The sequence below is a fragment of the Lysobacter ciconiae genome (assembly GCF_015209725.1).
Taxonomy (GTDB): Bacteria; Pseudomonadota; Gammaproteobacteria; order Xanthomonadales; family Xanthomonadaceae; genus Novilysobacter; species Novilysobacter ciconiae.
Map to the genome: position 1 here is coordinate 2,449,279 of NZ_CP063656.1, position 22,693 is coordinate 2,471,971.

A 22,693-nucleotide genomic window follows, 5' to 3' on the forward strand; every position below is an offset into this window, starting at 1 on the left:
AGCGCTCGGTTTGCTCCGTCGGAGGCACAAGATAAATGTTCTGCGACGGTCATTCTGTTTTGGATCGCCTGCAAAAAGCTATGGTCGCCGACCATTCACGTTGAACTTCGTGGGGGAAGCCGAGCGCCGGCCCACGTGTGGCACCATTCGCAGCCCACTCCAATGTGTCAACCGCCCCCATTCAACGGGCCTAGGCGCCGAAGGATTGTTGATCAGATGACTTCCACTCCCTTACCCGCCGGTTCAGAGCCCGGTAACTGCGTCGAGCTTTCCGTCGTAGCGCCAGTGTATGGGTGCCAAGATTGTCTGGAAGATCTCGTGGACCAGGTGCAGGCTGCGGCGACGTCCATGGCCGTGTCGTTCGAGATGATCCTCGTCGATGACGCCAGCCCCGACGGGGCATGGGGCCGCATCGAAGAGCTTTCGCGTACCCGGCCGTGGCTGCGCGGATTGCGCCTGTCGCGGAATTTCGGGCAGCACTCGGCGATCTCGGCGGGTATCGAACATGCTACGGGCTGCTGGACCGTGGTGATGGATTGCGACCTGCAGGATGCGCCCGGCGAGATTCCCAAGCTGTACCGCAAGGCCATCTACGACCAGCTGGACGTAGTATTCGCGCAGCGTATCGATCGTCAGGATAAGGTGCTCAAACGACTCTCGTCCTGGAGTTTCTTCACCCTGCTGGGCTGGCTCACCGGGGTTACTCAGGATCCGACCACCGCCAATTTCGGTATTTTCCATCGCAAGGTGATCGACGCCGTCTGCGAAATGCCCGAGCGCGACCGTTCATTCCCTCTGATGGTAAGGTGGGCCGGCTTCCGTACCGGCAAGCTCCCGGTCCAGCACCGGGCACGCGCCGTCGGCGAAACCTCCTACACTCTCCGCAAATTGCTCAAGCTGTCGATGAACATCGCGCTGGGCTATTCGGAAAAACCGCTGCGCATGGTCGCGGGGACCGGCATTGTCTGTTCGCTGGTCGCCTTCGTACTGGTCGGCATGAGCCTGCTGCGCTGGTGGGACGGGGATATCGAAGTCGCCGGATACACCTCGATCATTGGATCGGTGTGGCTGATCGGTGGCATGGTGATGTTCTGCCTGGGCGTCGTCGGGCTGTATGTGGGCCAGGTCTTCCGTAACGTGCAGCACCGCCCCTACTACATCGTTGCCGATGCGGTGAACGATGCGCGGGAAGCGCGATGAGCGTCGTCTTCGATCACGGCCAGGGCCGCATTGCCGCGCGCCTTACACCGTGGGATGAGCGGGCGCTGGGTTTCGTCACCGCCGAAGTCACTGCGCTGGATATCGCGACGGTCGACCAGGCCGGTCCGTTGCTGGCGGAACTCGAGCACTGGTGCGCCGGCCAATCGGTGCATTACTTTTTCGGCCGCATCGACGCGCGGTCTCCGGTGGCCAAGGCGGCGCTGCTGCAGCACGGCTACCAGTTCGTTGAAACCTCGCTGACCGTCTCGCGCAGTGGTTTAGCCCACCTGCCCACCGTCCCGCGCGGCATGTTGCCGACGCTGCGCCCGGCCACCGCGGCGGATATCCCGGAGCTTCGCCGTATCGCGGCCACGGATTTCGCCCATGGCAGGTTCCTTGAAGATCCGGCGATCGACCCGGGGCGCGCGGCCAACCGCACCGCCAACTGGGTCGAGGACCTCGTCACCGGCGGGCTTGCGCAAGTCGCCGAATCGCGCGGCAGGACGATTGGCTTCCATGCCGAGCGCGTCCATCCCGAACAACGCAGTGCCGAACTGCTGCTGACCGGCGCCACCGCGCCCTACGCGATGCTGGCGCTGCCGCTGTGGGTCACCGCACTGGAATCGCTTGCCGCCCGGGATATCCAGCAGTGCACCACGATCGTCTCTGCCGCCAACACGGGCATCCTCAATCTGTATGCCCGTCTCGGATTCCATTTCAACAGCACCCTGTTTGGGTTCAGGAAATTTATATGAACGATGCCGTTACCGAAGATAAAGTTGTCGCCGTGTTCGCCCGTGTGCTGGGCATCGCTCCGGACACCATCAACGATGATCTGCGCTACGCGACCATCCCGCAGTGGGATTCCATCGCGCACATGTCCGTGGTTGCAGCGCTCGAAGAAGCCTTCGGCGTGATGATCGACATGGACGAAGTGATCGACATGAGCTCGGTCGGCAAGGCGCGCGAGATCCTGCGCAAGCACGGCGCGGCTGTCTGAGCATGTCCACCGCCGTGCCTGTCATCCTGGTTACCGGTGCCTCGCGCGGGATCGGACGGGCGATCGCGCTGCATCTGGCTGCAGAGCCGGCTCAGCTTGTCCTGGTGGCGCGCGACGAGCAGGTGTTGGCCAGCCTCGCCGCGGAGGTCGAGTCGATTGGTGCCCCCGCGCCCTTGTGTACGGCGCTGGACCTGACCGATGCGGACGCGATTGCCGCGTTGTTCAAGCAGGTGTTTTCCCGTTTCGGTCGCCTGGACGGACTGGTCAACAATGCAGGGGTGCTGCATGAGGGCCTGCTTGGCATGATCCGCGCCGAAGACATCGACCAAGTGCTGGCCGTCAACGTCAAGGCGCCGCTGATGGCGATGCAGTATGCGTCGCGCCTGATGGCACGCACCGGCAAGGGCAGCATCGTCAATCTGGTCTCGATCATGGGCGTCAACGGCGCTGCCGGCCTGAGCCTGTACGCCGCCAGCAAGGCCGCCTTGGTCGGCGCGACGCGCTCGGCATCCAAAGAGCTGGCACCGCGCAGAATCCGCGTCAACGCCGTCTCGCCCGGCTTCATCGACACCGACATGACCCGCGGCATGCCCGAGGCCGCGCACGCCAAGCGCGTGGCCTCGATCGGGATGGGGCGTGCCGGTACGCCACAGGAAGTCGCCGAGCTGGTGTCCTTCCTGCTGGGCGACGCGTCGAGCTATGTCACCGGCCAAGTGATCGGCATTGACGGACAGATGGTGGTCTGAATGCCGTTCTGGAATCTGGAACAACACGGGTCCCGCATCGCCCTCGTCGACGGCGACCAGCAGTTGGATTTCACGACGCTGGCCCGTTTGGCCGACCAGCAGGCGGCTGCACTCCCTGCGGGGCGCGGCATGGGTCTGCTGTGCATGCCCACCAGCGTCGAAGCGATCGCCCTCTACCTCGGCGCGCTGCGCACCGGCCAGGTGCCGTTGCTGCTGCAGCCGGACATCGATCCGGACCTGCTCGCCGATCTCGTCGAGCACTACCAGCCGGACTGGGTCGCCAGTACCGGTGAAGCCGCCGATGGCTACCAGACCGTGCAGCGCGGCACCGTGCTCGCACTGCACGTGCGCCAAGCCGCTGCGCCCGCGATCGCACCGCATCCCGATCTCGCGTTGTTGTTGAGCACCTCCGGCAGCACCGGCTCTTCCAAGCTCGTACGGCTGTCGGGCAGTGGCCTGGACGCCAATGCCGAGGCGATCGTCGCCTACCTCGGGCTGCAGCCGTCGGATCGTGCGATCACCACGCTGCCGCTGGCGTATTCGTTCGGCATGTCGATCCTCAACAGCCACCTTGCCTGTGGCGGATCGGTGGTGTTGAGCAACGACAGCCTGATGACGCGCGAATTCTGGGACGCCGCGCGGACGCATGCGATCACCTCGCTGTCCGGTGTGCCTGCCACCTTCGAGATCCTCCGCCGCATGGGGCTGGCCCGCATGCAGCTGCCGAGCATGCGGATGCTGACCCAGGCCGGTGGGCGTCTGCGCGACGAGCTGGTCCAGTATTTCGCCACCGCCAGCCAGGAGCATGGTCTGGCGTTCTATGTGATGTATGGCCAGACCGAAGCATCGCCCCGCATCAGCTACGTGCCGACCGACCGCCTGCTGGACAAGATCGGCAGCATCGGCATTCCCATCCCCGGTGGGCGCATGCAGGTCGATGCGGCCAGCGGCGAACTGGTCTATTCCGGGCCGAACGTCATGATGGGGTATGCGGTCGAACGCGCGGACCTGGGCAACGGCGATGACATGCACGGTGTGCTGCGGACCGGTGACCTGGTACGGGTGGACGACGACGGGTTCCACTACATCATCGGGCGCGCCAAGCGCTTCCTGAAGATTTCGGGCAACCGCGTGAACCTGGATGAGGTGGAGGCGATGCTGTCGGCTGCGCTCGGGCAGCAGATCGTCTGCTCCGGCGGTGACGATGACCTGGTCGCCTTCAGCCATGGCGATGCCATCGCGGAGCAGGGCCAGGTCCGCCAGCTGGTGCAGGCCCGCTACAAGCTTTTCGGCGGCCATGTCCGCGCGATCCACCTGGACGCTTTGCCGTTGATGGCTAGCGGCAAAGTGGACTATCAGAGCCTCCGGCAGATGACCGGACAAGGAGCAGCAACGTGACCCTGCCTGCCACCCCCGTGGCCAGCTCCTCCAGTGCGCTGGATGTGGATGTATTCGGTCTGGACCGCGAACGCAAGCGGGCCTGGCTGCTGGAAGGACTCAACCGCCTGACCGCGCACCACCAGTCGCATTGCGCGCCCTACGCGCGCATCCTGGACGGGCTGTGGCCGGCTTCACCGGCCCAGACACTGGAAACCGTGCCATGGTTGCCGGTACGCATGTTCAAGCTGCTCGACCTCAAGAGCATCGATGACACCCAGGTGTCGCGCACCCTGGTCTCCAGCGGCACGACCGGGGCCGCTGTCTCGCGCATTTTCCTGGATGCCGAGACCGCGCGTGCGCAGGCCCGGGCACTGACCCGGATCTTCTCGCACTTCGCCGGTGCCAAGCGCATGCGCATGCTGGTGGTGGACGACGACAGCTTCCTGCGCGACCGCACCCGCTTCAACGCGCGCGCGGCCGGCATCTTGGGCTTTTCCAACTTCGGCCGGGACCACCTTTACCTGCTCAATGAGTCGCTGCAACCGGACTGGGCCGCGCTTGAGGCGTGGCTGCAGGCACACCCGGACGAGCCGGTGCTGCTGTTCGGCTTCACCTTTATCGTCTGGCAGTCCTTCGTGCAGGCCGCGCAGCGCGACGGCAAGCAGATCCGCTTCCCCGCCGGCAGCATGCTCGTGCATGGCGGCGGCTGGAAGAAGATGGACGAGCAGAAGGTCGACAACGCCGCGTACAAGGCAGCGCTGTCGAGCACGTTCGCGATCGAACGGGTGCACAACTACTACGGCATGGTCGAGCAGGTGGGGTCGATCTTCTTCGAATGCGAACATGGCCACCTGCATGCGCCGGCCTATGCCGACGTGATCGTGCGTGACCTGCAGGACCTTGCGCCCGTGCCACATGGCACCGTCGGCGCGATCCAGGTGCTGAGCCTGCTGCCGGAAAGCTATCCCGGCCATAGCCTGCTGACCGAAGACCTGGGCGTGATCCACGGCGAGGACGACTGCGCCTGCGGACGGCCCGGCAAGTACTTCGGTGTACTGGGACGTATCAAGAACGTGGAAATCCGCGGCTGCAGCGACACTCGGACGGTACCCGGCGCATGACGACTCTGCTCTTTTCGATCCACCCGCACGCCACGCTGGACAGCGAGTTGGCGCGGCTGTCCGCACTTCCGCCCGTGGTGCCGTTCTCGGCACCGCTGCGCGAGTTCGTCGCCGAATTCTCCAAGCGCATCTTCGCCCTCCCGCAGCTGCGCGAGCATCCCGAGCTGGCCACCCTGGGCCACTGGTTCCGCGGTGCCGCGGTCAACCAGCTGTCACAGCGTCTGGCGGGCCGACCGTCCGAACTGAACCTGGCACGCGGGCTCGTCTTCCACCTCGCGCCGGCCAACGTCGATGTGCTGTTCGCCTACGCCTGGCTGATGTCGGTGCTGGCGGGCAACACCAACGTGGCGCGCCTGTCGCAGAAGCCCAGCACCCAGCGTGACGCGTTGGTGTCGATCCTGCATGCGATGCACCGCGAAGGCCTGCATCCCCAGGTACTGGAACGCGCGGTGCTGCTGACGTACCCGCATGACGACGCGATCACCAGCCAGATTTCGCGCCACTGCCATTCCCGCATTATCTGGGGCGGCGATGCCACCGTCGCCAAGATCCGTTCGCTGCCGATCGCGCCCCTCGCGGTGGAGCTGGCATTCCCGGACCGCTTCGGCGTTGCGGTGGTCCGTGCGGACGCACTGACCGCCAGCACCGACATCGAGATCGAGGAACTGGCCCGCCGCTTCTGCAATGACGTGCTGTGGTTCGGCCAGCAGGCCTGCTCGTCGCCCCGCTGCGTCTACTGGATCGGCACTGCCGCGGATGTCGCGGCGGCCAAGGCACGCTTCTGGCCTGCCGTCCGCGCCCAGGCCGGACAGATCGAGGACGAGCCCGCCGCGCTGATGGCGCGCGTGACCGACGCCAATCTGCTGGCTGCGCTGGGCCATCGCGTCCATAGTCCGGACTCGATGGGCCTGTATCCGCTCCGCCTGGAGACCGGTCACGCCGACGGCCACATCCGGGAGATCCAGTCGGGCCACGGCCTGGTCGTCGAAGTCGAGCTGCAGGCGCTGCACGAGCTTGCCGCGCAGCTGGATGACCGGGACCAGACCTTGGTGCAGCATGGATTCACTGCGCAGGACCTGGGCACCTTCCTGTCCGGTCTCGGCAACCGAGCCGTGGACCGGGTCGTGCCGTTCGGACGGGCATTGGATTTCCACCCCGTATGGGACGGCAACGACCTGCTTGACGTTCTCACCCGCAAAATCACCCTGCCGGCGACCTGAATCCGATGAGCTACGTCTTTATCGCAATGACCATCCTGCTGACCGTTTACGGTCAGATCACCCTGAAATGGCAGGTCGGGCTCAACCCCGGGGCGACCATCGACGGCCTCAACCCGCGTGCCATCATCACCCTGCTGCTCAATCCGTGGGTGATCAGCGCCTTCGCGGCCGCGTTCGGGGCCTCGTTGTGCTGGATGGCCGCGATCAGCCGGATGCCGCTGAGCAAGGCCTATCCCTTCACGGCACTGAGCTTCCCGCTGGTCGCGGTGCTGACGGTCCTGCTCTTCCGGGAGTCCTTCGACTCACATAAGATCGCGGGCACTGCCCTGATCATCCTCGGGGTCATCGTGCTATCACGCTCAGGGGCCTGAATCATGTCGCAGAAGACCGATGGTTTGCACGCTGTACTGTCGCATCCGAAAGTCTACGATCTGCTACAGAATCTACTAGGCGCCAAGCGATCCCGCGCCAGATTGATCCGGGATCACATCCGCCCACGCACCGGCGACCGCATCCTCGACATCGGCTGCGGCACCGGTGAGTTGTTCAGTCAGATGCCGGCGGGACTGCGTTACGTGGGATTCGATCTGTCCGAGGACTACATCGCCGCGGCCCGGCAACGGCACGGCGCCCACGCGCGCTTCGAGTGCATGGACGTCGCGGAGTACCGCGTTGCCGGCACCGAGGAACGGGGCGCCGATCTGGTGCTGGCGATCGGCATCCTGCACCACCTCGATGATGATCGCGCGCGCGCCCTGATGCGCACCGCGCACGCCGCCTTGAAACCGGGCGGCCGCTTCATCTCGCTGGACGGTACCTATATCGATGGCCAGTCGCCCATCGCGCGGGCCCTGATCGCCCGTGACCGCGGCCAGAGCATCCGCACGCCGGCGGCCTACCAGGCCCTGGCCGAGGCTGAATTCGGCGCGGTGAAGGTCCAGGTCAGAGACGATATGCTCTACGTACCGTATACACACTACATCATGGAATGCGTGCGCTAGGGCCCGCCCAGCCGCGATCAGGAGCACCAGTGATTCCGTTCAACAAGCCCTACATGACCGGCCAAGAGCTGGTGAACATCACCCACGCACACGCCAATGGCCACCTTAGCGGAGATGGTCCGTTCACCAAGCAGTGCAACGCCTGGCTGACCGAGCGGACCGGTGCCAGCAGTTCCCTGCTGACCCACTCCTGCACCGCGGCCCTCGAGATGGCGGCCCTGCTGCTGGACCTGGTGCCGGGCGATGAAGTGATCATGCCGTCCTACACCTTCGTGTCGACCTCCAACGCCTTCGTGCTGCGCGGCGCGGTGCCGGTCTTCGTGGATATCCGCGCCGACACCCTGAACATCGACGAGGCGCTGATCGAAGCCGCCATCACGCCCCGTACCAAGGCCATCTGCGTGGTGCATTACGCAGGCGTCTCGTGCGAGATGGATACGATCCTGGCGATCGCGGCACGCCATGGCCTGGCCGTGGTGGAAGATGCCGCACAGGGCATCATGTCCAGCTACAAGGGCCGCCCGCTGGGTACGCTCGGCGACCTGGGCGCCCTGAGCTTCCACGAGACCAAGAACATCATTTCCGGCGAAGGCGGCGCGCTGCTCTGCCGCGACAGCACGCATGCCGAGCGCGCGGAGATCATCCGTGAGAAGGGCACCAACCGCAGCCGGTTCTTCCGCGGCCAGGTCGACAAGTACACGTGGGTGGACGTAGGCTCCTCGTTCCTTCCGGGCGAGATCACGGCCGCCTTCCTCTCCGCGCAGATGGATGCGGCAGAGGACATCACCGAGCGCCGCCTGGCCATCTGGGACCGCTACCACGCCTGGGCCGAAGCCCATGAGGCCGCAGGGCTGCTCACCCGCCCCACGATTCCGGCGCATTGCACCCACAACGCGCACATGTATTACATGCTGCTGCCGTCGCTGGAGATCCGTACCCGGTTCATCCAGGACCTGAGGGAGCACGGCGTGCAGGCGGTGTTCCATTACATTCCGCTGCACTCCTCGCCGGCGGGACTGGCGCACGGCCGTACCGGTTCGGACATGTCCGTCACTGATGACATCGGCAAGCGCCTGGTGAGAATGCCGCTGTGGATCGGCGTGGAAGACCACCTCCCTGAGATCCTCGCTGCGGCCGACCGTGCATTGGTCGGCTGAGAGATGCACATTCAGGCGTTTTCCCGAAAGTCGGCGTCCGACTGGCCCACCATGGTCGTCATCGTCATGGCCAGCGCGGCCTTCATCAACGCCGCGATGTACATCTCCTACGCGAGCATCCCGTTTGTCACCTCCGATGGCTGGTATTTCATCGATGCCTTCCTGCAGAAGCACTACCACGGCGGTGTGACGCTGCAGGATCTGTACATCAAGCGCAGCGCGGATGACCACGCCCAGCCGATCCAGAAGCTGTTGCTGCTGTGGAATGCGGAGTCGTTCGATCTGGACTTCGTGATCGAGTCCTACATGGGGCTCGCCATTGCCGCGGCCGCCTGGGTGCTGATGCTGCATGCCGCCCGCTGCGACAACCACGATCGGGACCGGGGTGCGTGGTGGATCCTGCCGATGACCGCCTCGGCCGCGAGCTTCGTCTCGCTAAGTGGCGGCATGGTCTTCAACTGGTCGCTGGTGACCCTGGGCTACCTGGGGCCCCTGGCGTTGATCGGAATGGCCATGGCCAGCTGGCACGCGGTCCGGCACGGACGCTGGCTGACGCTGTGGCTTGTGGCGGCAGCGGTGGCCTTCACGCTCGACAGCGCCGCATTGATCTGCGCGATCAGCATTGCCCTTGCGCTGCTGATCCTTGAAGCCAAACAGCGCGGCGCCGGTTGGCGGCGCACCGCGGCCGTGGTCGCCGTCGTGGCGGTGTCCGTGGTCGCATACGGGTTGACGAGCCGCTTCTACCTGCATCCCCATCTCGCCGACGCGGCGGCAGGGCCGTCGGCGCTCTCGGCGTTGCGCGGCCTCGGCGCCGAGCGGCTGCAGCAGATGGTCCTGTCCATTGCCGCGCTGTCCATTTCCGATCGCCCTGCCCTGCAGTTCTACGTGCCCGCCAAGGCCGAGCTGCTGCATCGGGCCGCCGGACTGGCGGTCGTCGCGGCGCACGCCTGGTTCTGGTGGCGGGCATGGCGCGATGCATGGAACCGTACCCAGTTCATCGCCGTGACCCTGATGCTGTTCTGCTACGGGGCCGTCGCCGGCATCGTCATCGGCCGGGTGTCGATGTTCGGGCCGGACTACGTGTTCCAGCAGCGCTACCTGATGCTGTACCAGTTGGGGACCGTCGCGGTCACGTTGATGGCCGCAGGCGCCGACTGGTCGGCGTGGCGCTGGCCCCAACGGACGCTGGTGGGCCTGGGCCTGCTTGCGTTGGTCGCGATCCAGTGGCCCTTGTCCAAGGTGACCTGGGCAGACGCGGTGTACGTACAGAACTACGGCAACAACCTGGGGCGCGAGATGATCCTGCTCGGCAAGGATCCCACCGTGCGGCTGGCCTCCTGCGCTCCCACGCTGGTGATCTGCCAGGCCGACCGGGACGAGCAGGTCCGCTCGATCTCGCTGCTCCGCGACCACCAGCTCAATGCGTTCTCCACGCGGATGCTGGAGCGCTATTCCATGGAGTCACTCGACGCGGAGGCGGGCCCGGTCGAACTGGTGGATGCACCCGCCCCGTGAGGGTCCGCTCAGTGAGCCGCAGGCGGCAGCGCGCAGCCTGCCGGCTCGGCAACACGGGTGAAGGCAAGCTCCGCGCCCGTGCCGGCGCTGACGACGCTGATCCGATCGGTCGGCAGCACCGGTACGGGAAGCGCTGCCTGCCCCGCGTACGGCCCGGTGGCCACCTCCAGGATGGACTGGTCGGCGCGCCGGACCTCGATCCGCACGGCCTGGGCATCGTCTGCCGACGGGACGTGCCATTGGATCTCGGCCGCCTGCCCACCGTCGATGCAACCCGGTGCCGTCGTTGGCTGGACGCAGACCACGCAGTTGCCGTGGGCCCGGCCCTCATCCACCACGCGGTATCCCACCGCCGAAGCGTCCGCAGGCGGGCGTTGGCAGGCGCTCAACAGCAGCACCCCGAACAGCAGTACGCGCCTACCGTGAATCATGAGCGTCTCCGGCCAAAGATGGCCATTCTAGCCGGGGGTCAAGGCAGGGGCGACAGCGCAGCGCCTGCGCTGAACGAAGGTGCATCCCGGGACGAACATCATCGCGGTGTTCTGGGATAATTCCACGTCCATGCCCGCGGCTGCGCTGCGCCGCTCTGCTCCATGATCGAGGAACATCGATGAAGCAAACGCCGAAGAAAGTGCTGGTGGTGTTCGGTACCCGCCCTGAAGCCATCAAGATGGCCCCCGTCGTCGAAGCATTGCGCCTGACCCCGGGCGTGGAGCCCATCGTCGTGGTGACCGCCCAGCATCGGCAGATGCTCGACCAGGTCCTAGATCTTTTCGACATCACGCCCGACGAAGACCTGGATGTGATGGAGCCGGGGCAGACGCTGCAGGGGCTGTTCAGCAAGATCCTGATGGGCATGTGCGACGTGATTGCCCGCCATGCGCCCGACCTCGTTCTCGTCCATGGCGATACCAGCACCACGCTGGCCTCGGCCCTGGCGGCGTTCTACAACCGGGTACCCGTTGGGCACGTCGAAGCAGGCCTGCGGACTGGCGACATCTACGCGCCTTGGCCAGAGGAAGGCAACCGCTGCCTCACAGCGCCGTTGACGTCGCTGCACTTCGCACCTACCGAGCGTGCGCGGGAAAATCTCCGGCGCGAGGACATCGACGATGGGCGCATTGAAGTCACCGGCAACACCGTCATCGATGCGCTACTGCAGGTCACCGCGCGGATCGAGTCCGACGTAGCACTCAGCGCCGAATTGGCCTCGCGATTCCCGTTCCTGGATGACAGCAAGAAGCTGGTTCTGGTCACTGGGCATCGCCGCGAGAACTTCGGTGACGGTTTCGAGCAGATATGCAAAGCACTACGCGGTCTTGCCGACCGCGGTGATACACAGATCGTTTATCCGGTACACCTCAATCCCAACGTCGGAGAGCCGGTAAATCGACTACTCGGCAACCATCCCGCCATCAGTCTGATCCCACCGCAGGACTACCTGCCGTTCGTGTACCTGATGTCGCGTGCGCATCTGCTCATCACCGATTCCGGCGGCGTGCAGGAAGAAGCGCCCTCGTTGGGCAAGCCCGTGCTAGTGATGCGGGACGTGACGGAGCGCCCAGAGGCAGTAGATGCGGGCACGGTTCGACTGGTGGGAATCGACACTGCGCGTATCGTCACCCAGGCCAATCGACTGCTGGACGATCCGGCAGCCTACGCAGCCATGTCCCGTGCACACAACCCGTATGGTGACGGCCACGCCTCCGAGCGCATTGCACGCCGCATCGTCGCAGGCTGAGCGGCGGAACGGCTGAAATGGAAAATGGCCGGGATACCCGGCCCTTTATCCCGAGAACTATAAGATCCACACCACACCGCATCAAACAGGCGGGTGGCGTTCACGGTAGGTGTGCGGCGCCCAAGGGCCCCACTTCGCTTCATAGATCGCCTTGTTCGTATCGAACAACGCCTGCTTGGCCCCGGCCTTCAGCTTGTTGAAGCTCGCCGACAGATGGTGGTGCACAAAGACATCGTCTGCACATAGGACCTTGAAGCCGTTCAGCGCCAGTCGTCGACAATAATCGTCGTCCTCGAAGAATCCGACGCCGAAGTCCTCATCCATCGGCCCCACTGCATCGTAAACTCGGCGAGGTATCATCACGCAGAAAAACGCCGCCGTGGCTATCTCGAACGAAGTACCCGGATTACGCCGGGTGTACTCTCCGGCACGCTCGATCATTTCTTCCATAGTGGCGTAGTGGATCTCGATGCGCGCTTCGTTGCCGATGTTATTGGTCACGGGCCCCACAAGACCTGCCCCCGGGTTCCGCCTGAGGTGCCGCATCAAGCCTCGCACCCAACCCGGCGTTACATAGGTGTCGTTGTTGAGGATAACGAGGTAGTCACCCGTCGCCGCCCGCAAGCCGACGTTATTACCTGCGGAGAACCCGACATTGGCGTCATTGGCGATGAAGACGCGATGCGTCCCGCCCAAGGCCCAATGCGTTAAGTACGCTTGGGTCCCGTCGGAAGATGCGTTGTCCACGGCGATGATCTCAAGATTGGGATAGTCGCTGTAGCGTTCGACACTTTCCAGGCAAGCCTGCGTGAACTGCAAGTTGTTGTAACAGAGCACTATAATGCTTACCTTCGGTTCGACGATCCTCGCTAGAGCATCGTCGAGCTCAGCGGCCCTATGCGCCCAAGTCTGCTGGCGAGCAAAAGCTTGACGCGCCTCCACCACGGCGGCGTCTGAGTCAGCGGGCTCCAGCGCAGTCGATACCTGCCTCGAGAAGTCGGCAGCATCATCCGCGACACGGACGAGCCCCGCGAACTGGGACATTTCCGGCAGATCGACCGACACCGTTGGCTTTCCAGCGCTTAGATATTCGTAGACCTTGACTGGGTTGGTGGCAAGGGTCAGTGGGATCACACGGAAAGGCAGCAGACATACATCAAATGCGTGCAGCCAGTACGGTAGCTCCTTGTAGGACACCTCGCCGATGAATCGTACGTTACGCAGATCGTGCAGGCGCTCTGCGGCGCCGGTTGTGTCCCGCCCTACGAGCAGGACCAGATCCCGAGGATGATCGACAGCGACGCGTCGGATCAGGTCCACGTCGAACCACTCAGCGATAGCACCGTAATAGCCGATGATCCGTCGCCGAGCCCGATCGACGAAGACTTCCGAAGGACGCGCGCAGAAGTGCTCGTATTCAGTCGCATTGCGGATCATCGCGATGTTCGCCGACTCGTTCTCCATCTCGTCGTAGAGCCACTGCGAGGTGACGATCAACAGGTCCGCGCTACCGACCAGTGTCCGCTCACCCGCCAGCACGTTCGCGGCGTTGTCCTTGAAGCCCCCGTGGTGATCCATGCAGTCGTAGACGAGCCGCATGTTGGGCAGGCTCTGAGCGGGCTCCAGCCAGAAGGGGTGCTGGACAAGCGATATTGAACGGGTGGTGCCCGTCCACTCGAGCAAGCTCGCGAGGCTAGCGCCGATCGCGTTCACCTGCTGCGCACTGGCGACGTCGAAGTAGATTGGCGGCGCACCGAGCACGTTGAGGTTGATCTGGAAGAGCCTCTCGGTCTTATCAAGCGGCTCGACCGAAAATCCCGGCTTGACCGAGTCCACGAAATTGTTGGAAATGTAGAAGACTCGATGTCCCTTCCCCGCCATAGCAGCGGCAAGGTGCTGCGGCCGTTGGAACCGAAAGTGCCAGTCAATTACGGCCCAGACGAAAACATCTTCCATGCCAGAGCCATCCGGCACAGTATGCCCGACGCCCAGACCGGCGCTCTCGCTCAAGATCACACGACTGGAGCGGAACATGCGGCGCAACTTGGCCTTGTCGGAAGGGTCCAACCGTCCGGTCCGCGCTGTGCGTCGAAGGAAGTTCCACGCCTGACGAAGGTGGGACCGCAAGGGCCACCCGATCGATCCACTTTCGTCTACGCCGGCTTCGCCGGTAGACATCATGCGTTTCAGATGACGCGAAGTCTCCCGCGGATCGACCATCAGCCGCTTCACCGCACGCATTGGCCGCGTCAGCGCCCAAGAGGTGCTGCGGTATACGCTCTGAAGTTCCTGCTCGATCACGGCGAGCCGCACACGCAGCGCCTCCCCCTCTCGGTTGGCCTCGGCGTGGGCGTCAATCGAGTGCTCGATGTCCGAAAGCTTCACTAGCATTGACGACTCGATGGATGCCACCAGGTCAGCAATCGCGTGCTCGGCACCCCTCGAAGCATTCGTTTCCCAGGTGATCGCGTCATGGATCTGTGCCAACGCATCCTGTTGGTTGCGCTGGAGTCGATCAAGGCTCCACTTGTGCTGTCGCACTTCCTCGCGCATTTCAGCGACGTTCGGCTGAAGCACTTCAATCACCTTGAGTGCTTCCAACACATCTTGCGCTTGCCCTTGGAGCTCGTGGCGCACTATCTCCTTGGAGCTCGATACATCTTCGCCCAAGCTCTCCAGCAGACGAGCAATTCGATCGAGTCTCTTGTGCGAGTCCACCCGATCGGAATGCCCAGCGTTCACATCTGCAACCACCCTACTCACCAGGCGGGCGATCTGATCCAACACTTCCCGCGAATCTTTCCAATGGGACTGCTCGGCGGCCGCATCTGCGACCAGCCGATCCAGCAGAGTGCCGACCCGTTCCAGCCCGCCGCGCGAATCCGCCCAGCCGAAACGCTCGGCAGTGGCGTCCGCAACCGCTTGGGGTAGCGTCTTGGCGTTCTCAATCGCCTCTCGCATCTGCTGCTCGACCACTGTTCGTGTAAATGCTTCCGAGTGGATCGCGAACGCCTGCGCCAGTGGCGTGCCTTGCGCCGACGGAGAGGCGACCAACCGCGACAGCACATCCATGACTTCACGCGACCAGTATGCCGATGCCCCGGAGCGGTCATCCAAGGTTCGAAGACTGCGCAGATAGCCCTCGAGGATCGCGGACTTCACCGGCGCCGCATCGTCGATTATCTTGACAAAGCGTCGCCACAGAGTGCCTGCTTCCCGTTCCGTACCCGCGCGCGCGGACACATCTGCGATGACCTCGGGTCCGTGATCTTGCAATTGCCCGGCCAGCGTCGACGCCGTGATATCAGGGAGACCCCGACCCGAGAGATTGCTGTGGCTCGCCTTGGCGTACAGCGCCTCATCGAGCAGACCTTTGACGCCCTCGTAACCGACGAGCACGACAGGCACACCGACAGCGAGCCCTTCCAGCGCCACGCGCCCCATGCCGGCGACGCCGTCGTAATTGCTCATAAGCGCATTAGCGTCTGGGCGCTCACCCAACATGCGAACTTGGCCATCCGCGATCATCGCGGCGAGTGACTCCTCCAACCAGGGTCGTGCAGGGCCGTCGCCGCAGATATCAACCCCCCCCAGCCCGATCTCGATACCGGCACGAGCGAACGTCTCGATCCCTTTGACCTTGGCGTTATCCAGTCTGCCCACCGTGAGCCATCGCCCGTTCGCTGCGCTGGCGGCGGCAGCCACCGGCTCGATCGCGTTCGGCAACACGCTCATGCGACGAGGGTCGATGTAGGGGCTGGCGAGCTCCGCTACTTCGTCGGAGACGGCGACGACATGACTCACGAATGGCAAGGTGAGCGAGGCCAACATGAAATCGTAGGCCTCGCCGTAACTGCCGGAAATCGAAGCGGGCCCGTGCAGCGTGATCGCGCATGGCAGCCCGAGGCTAATCGCGCACGCCACCGCCGGCAACAGCGCTGTGAAGGGGTGCGCGTGGATGGCGGTCACCCCTTCACGACGTGCGACCCCGACCAAGGAGTCGACGGCTCCCAGGAATCCTGCGATGTCCGCTTCGGGCCCCAACGCCAGACCCGCAGTAAGGGACGCAAGTCCGTCTGGCAGCATCGCGTTGGAGAAGCGATTACCGCATGCGAGATGCACTTCCCAGCCGAGCCGCTTCAACTCCGCGACCTCGCAGCGTATGTAGCTTTCGACGCCACCGAATTCAAACGCTTCCGTGACGATCAACAACGATTTCTTCATGGGGTCTCCGACGCCGTGCACTCGCGAGAACCGCGTTCTCAGCGCAATTTTGTGAATGCGACCGACACGGGCAGTGCGGCGATTCCTGTACCTTTCGTACGCGGCTCGCGCACCTTTAGGATGATGATGTCGGTCTTGCGATCGAGATACGCCATATCGGCATGACTGATCGCCTCGGCCAAAGCCAGGGTCACGAAGTACGTCCCCTCGCACAATGCTAGATCGATCTCGAATCTGACTTCGTACACGCCACCTCGGGTGGCCGACTTAAGGTTCGCATTGTGATACATGGTGCTGCTGCCGAATGCCGACACGCCTTCGACCGTTCTTAAAAGAATGCCGAACTGCATCTCGTCAATATCGTCGAGCACCCGGACACGTGCGGAGACGATGACCGGCTCGCCGACCATGAACACCTCGCAACGTTCACCACGGGCGTCTTCAGCTGACCAGTTCTCGATATAGGCGCGTAACCGCGTGTGGGTCTCCTGTACCGCCGCCGGCAGTACATTCTCATCCGGAGCATGATCATCCGCGGGCGCCGCTGGCAATGGCTCGGGCGAACTCGGCACATCGGCGCCGACATCTAGGTCTACGGCCACATCTAACGGTGCAATAGCAGCCGCGTCATTGGTCGCTTCGGAATTCAGGTAGCGCAGATACGCCTTCTCGTCGGAGTACAGCAGGGCATGGTACTGGTCAATTATCGCGTTAGCGTAACCGATGCCGTGCAGTCGCCCATGGTGGAGTAGGACCGCGCGCTGGCAAAACTTCTCGACGGTCGACGTCGCGTGGGTAACGATCACGATCGCACAACCGCGCGCCCTGAGTCCCTCAATGTATTCGTAACACTTGCGCTGGAACTTCTCGTCTCCGACCGAAAGCGCCTCGTCAACGATCAGCACTTGCGGATCCACGCAGGCCTGAACGGCGAAGGCTAGCCGCACGTACATACCGCTCGAATACGTCCTTACCGGCTGGTCCATATGCTCGCCGATGTCGGCGAAGGTTTGTATCTCCGCGAACTTCGCCTCCATCTGCTTCCGGCTGAACCCGAGCACAGCACCGTTCAGGAAGACGTTCTCGCGCCCGGTGAATTCCGAATTGAAGCCGGAACCGAGTTCCAGAAGTGCGGCAAGCAAGCCGTTGACCCGAACATCGCCATTCGTGGCAGTAAGCGTGCCTGCAATGATTTGCAAGAGCGTGCTCTTGCCACTGCCGTTACGCCCGAGAATGCCGATCGTCTCGCCGGGCATTACATCGAATGAGACGTCCCGAAGGGCCCAGAATTCACGGTAGTACTTACGACCACTGGGTGCAAAGAATTGCCGGAGCCGGTCCCGCGGCGAGTTGTACATCTCGAAGCACTTAGAGACTCCCGAAACGGAGATCGCCGGTTCAGAGGACATCGGCGAACCCCCTACGCGTCTTCTGAAACCAAGCGAAACCGAGCCACGCGATCGCGATGCCAGTCGCCATCGAGATCGCCCACAAGCCCCAGTCAAAACTATGCCCCCACATCATCAACCCACGCATCTGCTCAACGGTGGACGTGAGCGGGCTCATCTTCATAATGGATCGATATTGCTCCGGCATAACCGAAACAGGATAGAAGATGGGTGACAGATACAGGAGCACTAACGTCAGAGAGCCGACCACCTGAGTAACATCACGCAAATAAACTCCCAAAGATGCCAGCACCCACGAAAATCCAAGTGTCATAAGCACAAGCGGTAAAATCACCAAGGGCGTGAGCAAGAACGTCGAAGGGGGCATTCCAATCAATATCAGATGGAATACGAACCATACAAAAAAACTCACGGCAAAGTGAAATACCCCTGCCACCACTGACACCACAGGAAGCACGTCAATCGGGAACACCACCTTCTTCACGTAACCAACATTACCAGTGACCAAGAGGGGCGCACGATTGCAACATTCTGCGAGCAGATTGAATGCCATGAGACCAGCAAATAAAACCAGAGCGAATTCTGTCTTCGACCCCGTTCCCACCCCCCACCTAGCATTAAACACATAGCTGAATACAAACGTGAACACGGCAAGCATCATGATCGGCGTAAAGAAAGACCACATGAGACCCATAACGGAGCCCTTGTAGCGGCCGATCACCTCACGCACCACGAGACCTCGGATTAGGCTTCGATGTTGGGTGAGGGTCCGGACCAGCGCGATCGGCGACAGGGAGTGCATCGCGATTCTCTGGTTCAAATGAGCAGCCCCGAGCCACGGCTTCTGCTTCCTTCCGGTGACGTCCGCTGTTCCAGCGCGACTTGAAGATCATGGCGCAGGTCGGACAGCTGTTCCACTCCCACGCTTAACCTCACCAGATTATCGGCAACACCCAACTCCGCTCGACGCTCCGCCGGCACCGAAGCATGCGTCATGATCGCAGGATGATTGACCAGGCTTTCCACGCCGCCCAAGGATTCAGCCAGCGCAAACAGCTTGGTCTTTTCGCAGAACCGGTTCGCGGCCTCGGCGCCGCCCTTCAGGTAGATGCTGACCATACCGCCGAAGCCATCCATCTGCCGCTTGGCCAGCTCATGCTGCGGATGCGACTTGAGGCCGGGATAAAGCACCTTCTCAATCGCCGTATGCCCTTCCAGCCATTCCGCCAGCGCTTGCGCGTTCTCGCAATGCGCCTTCATCCGCAGATGCAGGGTCTTCAGTCCCCGCAGCGCGAGGAAGCTGTCGAACGGCCCCTGCACCGCGCCAGTGGAGTTCTGCAGGAAGGCCATTCGTTCGGCCAGCTCGCTGTTATCGCCCACTACCACGATGCCGCCGACAATGTCGGAGTGGCCGTTGAGATACTTGGTGGCCGAGTGCACGACGATGTCTGCGCCCAGTTCCAGCGGTCGCTGCAGGATCGGTGAGCTGAAGGTGTTGTCGACCACCACGATCAGTCCGTGCTTGTGCGCGACGGCCGCAATGGCTGCGATGTCGACCAGCTTCAGCAGCGGATTGGTCGGCGTCTCGATCCAGACCATTTTGGTATCCGGTCGGATCGCGGCCTCGAAAGCGGCGGGATCCGTCAGATCGACCCAGCTGAAATCCAAGCCGGCACTGCGCCGACGGACACGCTCGAACAATCGGTAGGTTCCGCCGTAGACATCGTCCATCGCGATGACGTGGCTGCCACTGTCGAGCAGTTCCAGCACCGTCGAGCTCGCCGCCGAGCCCGAGGCGAATGCAAAGCCGCGCGTTCCACTTTCCAGCGCCGCAACGCAGCGCTCGTAGGCGAAGCGCGTCGGGTTGTGGCTGCGCGAGTACTCGAATCCCTGATGCACGCCCGGGCTGGACTGCACATAGGTGGACGTCGCGTAGATCGGCGTCATCACCGCGCCGGTGCTTGGGTCCGGCGACTGTCCCGCATGGATGGCGAGTGTGCCCAACCCCTGCTTTCGGCCAGCGCTGCTGGAATCATCACTGCTCATTGTGGCCACTCCTTACCGCGACGAATCAGCCGGCAAGTTTATCACCCCCTACTCCACCCGCCGCCGCAAGTGGTTCAGCAGGTCAATCCGCGTGATCAGCCCCAAAAAGCTCTCCCCATCCACGATTACCGCCACATGTCCGCGCTCGAATACCGGCAGCAGCGCCTCGACCGCCTCGCGCTTGTCGATCTTGTCCACCTTGCCCACCATCGCCGTGGACACCGGGTCGCGGAAGCCCGCTTCATTGCCATACACATGCAGCAGCAGATCGGACTCGTCGATGATGCCGACCAGCTGGTCGCCGTCCATCACCGGCAGCTGGCTGACGTCGTAGAGCTTCATGCGCTGATAAGCAGTGACCAGCAGGTCGTCGGGGCCGATGACCACGGTGTCGCGGCGCGAGAACGGACGCAGGATCAGGTCGCGCAGATCGCCGTGGCGCTCGGCTTCCAGGAAGCCGTTATCGAGCATCCAGTAGTCGTTGTACATCTTCGACAGGTACTTGTTGCCGGTGTCGCAGACGAACACCAGCACGCGCTTGGGTACCGTCTGCGCCGCGCAGTATTTAAGCGCCGCCGCCAGCAGGGTGCCGGTGGAGGATCCGCCCAGGATGCCTTCCTTCTCCAGCAGCATGCGCGCGGTCAGGAAGCTCTCCTTGTCGCTGATGGCGTAGGCCTGTTTGACCCGGCTGAAGTCGGAAATTGACGGCAGGAAGTCCTCACCAATGCCCTCGACCATCCAGCTGGCGGACTTGTCGCTGAGCGTGCCCTCGTTGATGTACTCGGTCAGGATCGAGCCCACCGGATCGGCCAGGATCAGTTCGGTGTGCGGGGACTTCTCCGCGAAGCAGCGCGACAGGCCGGCCATGGTGCCCGAGCTGCCGCAGCCGAACACGATCGCATCCAGGCCACCGACCTCGGCCATCTGAGCGAGGATCTCAGGGCCGGTGACCTGCTCATGTGCGGCCGGGTTGTCCGGGTTGCCGAACTGGTTGATGAAAAACGCGCCCGGCGTCTCGCTGGCGATACGCGCCGCGAGGTCCTGGTAATAGTCGGGATGGCCCTTGGCGACATCGGAGCGGGTCAGCACCACCTGCGCGCCCATCGCCTTGAGGTTGAAGATCTTCTCCCGGCTCATCTTGTCGGGAACCACGAGCACCAGCTTGTAGCCCTTCTGCTGGGCGACCAGGGCCAGTCCCAGACCGGTGTTGCCCGCCGTTCCTTCCACGAGGGTGTCGCCGGGAGCGATATCGCCGCGCGCCTCGGCGGCCTCGATCATCTTGAGGCCGATGCGGTCCTTGATGGAGCCGCCGGGGTTCTGAGATTCCAGCTTGAAATACAGTTCGCACACACCGGTATCGAGGTGCTGCGCCTTGACGATCGGCGTGTTGCCGATCAGGTCGAGTACGGAGCTGGCAATTTGCATGCGAATCACGGGTTCTTGGCGCCGGCAATCGCGGCTGACCCGGGGATTCTAAGGGATGCCGGCAGCGGCGGCCGGGACAGCGGCGACCGTGCCGGCATCGCGGCGCGGCTCAGGTGGCCTGGGCGGCGTACATCCTGACCAGCTGGTCCTTGGCCGCGAGCTTCTCGCGCTTCATCTGGGCCAACGTGGTGGGGTCGATCGGCAACACGCCCAACTCGGCGTCCATCACCTTCTTGTCGAGCTTCTTGTGGCGCTGGTACAGCTGCTTGAACTCGCGGTTGGAGTCGATCAGGGCATCGATCTCGGGCTGGGGTTGATCATCGAACATTGAAGCCTCCTTCAGCGCATGGATACCGCCGGGCGGGAATCGATCGCCCGGTGATCCGACCCTACTCCGCGTACCCAGGGGCGGCAACACGCGTTCGTATGGCGGCTGCCGGCGCGCATGCCGGAAACCGGCACGGCCCTTGCCAGGACACGCTCTGCGTAGTTAAACCGCTGACAACCAACGATTTATTGACGAATCGCCGCGACGGCGAGGCCGAACTACTTCTTCTTCGGCCTCTCGTCGGGCTTGCCGCCCATCAGCTCGGCTTCCTGGCGGGCCAGTTCGGCCTGGCGGGCGCGGGCGGCTTTCAGCCGGGCCGCCTGAGCACCGGCGACGTCCTTCAACGCGGTCTCCACCTCGGCCATGGCGTCGGCGTCGCTCTGGGTCTGCATGCGCAGGCGCTCGGCCTCCTCGGCGCGGACCTGGGCCTGGATGCGCAGGCGCTCGGCTTCGGCGCGGGCGGCGGCGGCATCGCGGCGGCTGGCCTCCAGCAACAGCTCGGTGCGCTCCCGGTCCAGCTCGCGGATTTCCTGCTGCATGGCCGCGGTCTCGGCCGCCGCCTCGGCGATCTGCACCCGGCGGTCAGCGACGTAGTACGCCGCCTCGTATTGGCTCTGGCGGGCGTTGGCCAGCGCATCCACGGCGTTGCGCGCCTGCAGGCGCTCGAAGGACGCGGCATTGGCGTAGTCCGGATTGGCCTCCAGTGCGACCAGCTTGCGACCCAGTGCCTCGACGCCGGCATCGGTGCGGCTTTGCGCGTGGACGGGAAGGATGGTCGCGGCCAGCAACAGGCCGATGGCAAGACAGCGGATATCGGTGGAAATCCTCATCGGATGTTCCCTCCCTCGAAGCGGTCGCGCAGCTCGCGCACTTCACTGCGGCGCTGGGCGAGCTCCGCGGACGTCTTGGCTTTGGCGCTCAGGGCGATCGCGAGATCGGCATCGGCACTGGCGGCGTTGGCCAGTGCGCGCGCGGCGTCGTTGCGGCCTTCCGCCATCGCCGCCTGGGCCCGGCCCAGGGCATCGCGCGCCGAAGCGAGCGGCTGGCTGGCGTACTGGTCCGCGTCCAGATCGGTCGCCCTGGAGACGGCCTGGCGTGCATCGGCCAACTCGCTGGTCGGCGGCGGCAAGGTGGCGCATGCGCCGAGCACGCAAGCGAGAACTGTGCACGCGAGCAAATG

21 protein-coding genes are annotated in these 22,693 nt (G+C 63.6%); 12 read left to right on the plus strand and 9 right to left on the minus strand.

Annotated elements, in window-relative coordinates:
- Nucleotides 1-318 precede the first annotated feature (318 nt).
- The 11 genes from INQ41_RS11055 to INQ41_RS11105 are packed head-to-tail and all read left to right on the plus strand — an operon-like array spanning nt 319 to nt 10,340.
- The gene (locus tag INQ41_RS11055; protein WP_248285348.1) at nt 319-1,200 is read left to right on the plus strand and encodes a glycosyltransferase family 2 protein; all 882 of its coding nucleotides are present in this window, start codon (nt 319-321) and stop codon (nt 1,198-1,200) included.
- A complete protein-coding gene (locus INQ41_RS11060; protein ID WP_193984461.1) occupies nt 1,197-1,955 on the plus strand; it encodes a hypothetical protein in 759 nt (252 codons plus the stop codon). Before INQ41_RS11055 ends, INQ41_RS11060 begins: the two co-directional genes overlap by 4 nt.
- On the plus strand, nt 1,952-2,200 hold the full coding sequence (locus tag INQ41_RS11065) for an acyl carrier protein (RefSeq protein WP_193984463.1): 249 nt from the start codon (nt 1,952-1,954) through the stop codon (nt 2,198-2,200). Before INQ41_RS11060 ends, INQ41_RS11065 begins: the two co-directional genes overlap by 4 nt.
- A 2-nt stretch (nt 2,201-2,202) precedes the next feature.
- Nucleotides 2,203-2,946 carry an SDR family NAD(P)-dependent oxidoreductase gene (locus tag INQ41_RS11070; RefSeq protein WP_193984465.1) on the plus strand — a complete coding sequence of 248 codons (744 nt, stop codon included), beginning with the start codon at nt 2,203-2,205 and terminating at the stop codon, nt 2,944-2,946.
- Nucleotides 2,947-4,344 carry an AMP-binding protein gene (locus INQ41_RS11075; protein ID WP_193984467.1) on the plus strand — a complete coding sequence of 466 codons (1,398 nt, stop codon included), beginning with the start codon at nt 2,947-2,949 and terminating at the stop codon, nt 4,342-4,344.
- Nucleotides 4,341-5,447: a LuxE/PaaK family acyltransferase gene (locus INQ41_RS11080; RefSeq protein ID WP_193984469.1), complete on the plus strand. Its 1,107-nt coding sequence runs from the start codon at nt 4,341-4,343 to the stop codon at nt 5,445-5,447. Before INQ41_RS11075 ends, INQ41_RS11080 begins: the two co-directional genes overlap by 4 nt.
- Nucleotides 5,444-6,667, plus strand: coding sequence for an acyl-CoA reductase (locus INQ41_RS11085; RefSeq protein ID WP_193984471.1), 1,224 nt, complete (start codon nt 5,444-5,446; stop codon nt 6,665-6,667). The genes INQ41_RS11080 and INQ41_RS11085 overlap by 4 nt, the downstream gene beginning before the upstream one ends.
- A gap of 26 nt (nt 6,668-6,693) precedes the next feature.
- Nucleotides 6,694-7,038, plus strand: coding sequence for an EamA family transporter (locus tag INQ41_RS11090; protein WP_248285349.1), 345 nt, complete (start codon nt 6,694-6,696; stop codon nt 7,036-7,038).
- 3 nt (nt 7,039-7,041) lie between these two features.
- Nucleotides 7,042-7,668 (plus strand): class I SAM-dependent methyltransferase, encoded by a 627-nt coding sequence (locus INQ41_RS11095; RefSeq protein WP_193984475.1) that lies wholly within the window; start codon nt 7,042-7,044, stop codon nt 7,666-7,668.
- A 29-nt stretch (nt 7,669-7,697) separates the two neighbouring features.
- A complete protein-coding gene (rffA, locus tag INQ41_RS11100; protein ID WP_228076586.1) occupies nt 7,698-8,825 on the plus strand; it encodes a dTDP-4-amino-4,6-dideoxygalactose transaminase in 1,128 nt (375 codons plus the stop codon).
- 3 nt (nt 8,826-8,828) lie between these two features.
- Nucleotides 8,829-10,340 (plus strand): hypothetical protein, encoded by a 1,512-nt coding sequence (locus INQ41_RS11105; RefSeq protein WP_228076587.1) that lies wholly within the window; start codon nt 8,829-8,831, stop codon nt 10,338-10,340.
- 8 nt (nt 10,341-10,348) lie between these two features.
- Here the strand turns inward: INQ41_RS11105 and INQ41_RS11110 are convergent, their stop codons facing one another.
- A complete protein-coding gene (locus INQ41_RS11110) occupies nt 10,349-10,771 on the minus strand; it encodes a hypothetical protein (protein ID WP_193984480.1) in 423 nt (140 codons plus the stop codon).
- A gap of 179 nt (nt 10,772-10,950) precedes the next feature.
- On the opposite strand from INQ41_RS11110, the gene wecB reads away from it, so the two are divergent.
- Nucleotides 10,951-12,081 (plus strand): non-hydrolyzing UDP-N-acetylglucosamine 2-epimerase, encoded by a 1,131-nt coding sequence (gene wecB, locus INQ41_RS11115; protein ID WP_193984482.1) that lies wholly within the window; start codon nt 10,951-10,953, stop codon nt 12,079-12,081.
- A gap of 81 nt (nt 12,082-12,162) precedes the next feature.
- Here the strand turns inward: wecB and INQ41_RS11120 are convergent, their stop codons facing one another.
- The 8 genes from INQ41_RS11120 to INQ41_RS11155 all read right to left on the minus strand — a co-directional run bounded on the left by INQ41_RS11120 (nt 12,163) and on the right by INQ41_RS11155 (nt 22,642).
- The gene (locus tag INQ41_RS11120) at nt 12,163-16,305 is read right to left on the minus strand and encodes a glycosyltransferase (protein WP_193984484.1); all 4,143 of its coding nucleotides are present in this window, start codon (nt 16,303-16,305) and stop codon (nt 12,163-12,165) included.
- A 38-nt stretch (nt 16,306-16,343) separates the two neighbouring features.
- Nucleotides 16,344-17,714, minus strand: coding sequence for an ABC transporter ATP-binding protein (locus INQ41_RS11125; RefSeq protein WP_193984486.1), 1,371 nt, complete (start codon nt 17,712-17,714; stop codon nt 16,344-16,346).
- Nucleotides 17,704-18,516: an ABC transporter permease gene (locus INQ41_RS11130; RefSeq protein WP_228076588.1), complete on the minus strand. Its 813-nt coding sequence runs from the start codon at nt 18,514-18,516 to the stop codon at nt 17,704-17,706. Before INQ41_RS11130 ends, INQ41_RS11125 begins: the two co-directional genes overlap by 11 nt.
- 14 nt (nt 18,517-18,530) lie before the next feature.
- Nucleotides 18,531-19,760 carry a cystathionine gamma-synthase gene (locus tag INQ41_RS11135; RefSeq protein WP_193984489.1) on the minus strand — a complete coding sequence of 410 codons (1,230 nt, stop codon included), beginning with the start codon at nt 19,758-19,760 and terminating at the stop codon, nt 18,531-18,533.
- 48 nt (nt 19,761-19,808) lie between these two features.
- The gene (locus INQ41_RS11140) at nt 19,809-21,185 is read right to left on the minus strand and encodes a pyridoxal-phosphate dependent enzyme (RefSeq protein WP_193984491.1); all 1,377 of its coding nucleotides are present in this window, start codon (nt 21,183-21,185) and stop codon (nt 19,809-19,811) included.
- A 109-nt stretch (nt 21,186-21,294) separates the two neighbouring features.
- Nucleotides 21,295-21,513, minus strand: coding sequence for a YdcH family protein (locus INQ41_RS11145; protein ID WP_193984493.1), 219 nt, complete (start codon nt 21,511-21,513; stop codon nt 21,295-21,297).
- Between the two features lie 218 nt (nt 21,514-21,731).
- Entirely contained in the window at nt 21,732-22,343 is a 612-nt protein-coding gene (locus INQ41_RS11150; protein WP_193984494.1) for a hypothetical protein, read from the minus strand.
- The gene (locus INQ41_RS11155) at nt 22,340-22,642 is read right to left on the minus strand and encodes a DUF4398 domain-containing protein (RefSeq protein WP_228076589.1); all 303 of its coding nucleotides are present in this window, start codon (nt 22,640-22,642) and stop codon (nt 22,340-22,342) included. The genes INQ41_RS11150 and INQ41_RS11155 overlap by 4 nt, the downstream gene beginning before the upstream one ends.
- Nucleotides 22,643-22,693 lie beyond the last annotated feature (51 nt).

What these genes read in the sequence shown, in the direction of transcription:
- INQ41_RS11060 (WP_193984461.1), top strand. Translation starts at nt 1,197, where the DNA reads ATGAGCGTCGTCTTCGATCACGGCCAGGGCCGCATTGCCGCGCGCCTT.
- INQ41_RS11065 (WP_193984463.1), top strand. Translation starts at nt 1,952, where the DNA reads ATGAACGATGCCGTTACCGAAGATAAAGTTGTCGCCGTGTTCGCCCGT.
- INQ41_RS11070 (WP_193984465.1), top strand. Translation starts at nt 2,203, where the DNA reads ATGTCCACCGCCGTGCCTGTCATCCTGGTTACCGGTGCCTCGCGCGGG.
- INQ41_RS11075 (WP_193984467.1), top strand. Translation starts at nt 2,947, where the DNA reads ATGCCGTTCTGGAATCTGGAACAACACGGGTCCCGCATCGCCCTCGTC.
- INQ41_RS11085 (WP_193984471.1), top strand. Translation starts at nt 5,444, where the DNA reads ATGACGACTCTGCTCTTTTCGATCCACCCGCACGCCACGCTGGACAGC.
- INQ41_RS11090 (WP_248285349.1), top strand. Translation starts at nt 6,694, where the DNA reads ATGACCATCCTGCTGACCGTTTACGGTCAGATCACCCTGAAATGGCAG.
- INQ41_RS11095 (WP_193984475.1), top strand. Translation starts at nt 7,042, where the DNA reads ATGTCGCAGAAGACCGATGGTTTGCACGCTGTACTGTCGCATCCGAAA.
- INQ41_RS11105 (WP_228076587.1), top strand. Translation starts at nt 8,829, where the DNA reads ATGCACATTCAGGCGTTTTCCCGAAAGTCGGCGTCCGACTGGCCCACC.
- INQ41_RS11110 (WP_193984480.1), bottom strand. Translation starts at nt 10,771, where the DNA reads ATGATTCACGGTAGGCGCGTACTGCTGTTCGGGGTGCTGCTGTTGAGC.
- wecB (WP_193984482.1), top strand. Translation starts at nt 10,951, where the DNA reads ATGAAGCAAACGCCGAAGAAAGTGCTGGTGGTGTTCGGTACCCGCCCT.
- INQ41_RS11120 (WP_193984484.1), bottom strand. Translation starts at nt 16,305, where the DNA reads ATGAAGAAATCGTTGTTGATCGTCACGGAAGCGTTTGAATTCGGTGGC.
- INQ41_RS11125 (WP_193984486.1), bottom strand. Translation starts at nt 17,714, where the DNA reads ATGTCCTCTGAACCGGCGATCTCCGTTTCGGGAGTCTCTAAGTGCTTC.
- INQ41_RS11130 (WP_228076588.1), bottom strand. Translation starts at nt 18,516, where the DNA reads ATGCACTCCCTGTCGCCGATCGCGCTGGTCCGGACCCTCACCCAACAT.
- INQ41_RS11135 (WP_193984489.1), bottom strand. Translation starts at nt 19,760, where the DNA reads ATGAGCAGTGATGATTCCAGCAGCGCTGGCCGAAAGCAGGGGTTGGGC.
- INQ41_RS11140 (WP_193984491.1), bottom strand. Translation starts at nt 21,185, where the DNA reads ATGCAAATTGCCAGCTCCGTACTCGACCTGATCGGCAACACGCCGATC.
- INQ41_RS11145 (WP_193984493.1), bottom strand. Translation starts at nt 21,513, where the DNA reads ATGTTCGATGATCAACCCCAGCCCGAGATCGATGCCCTGATCGACTCC.
- INQ41_RS11150 (WP_193984494.1), bottom strand. Translation starts at nt 22,343, where the DNA reads ATGAGGATTTCCACCGATATCCGCTGTCTTGCCATCGGCCTGTTGCTG.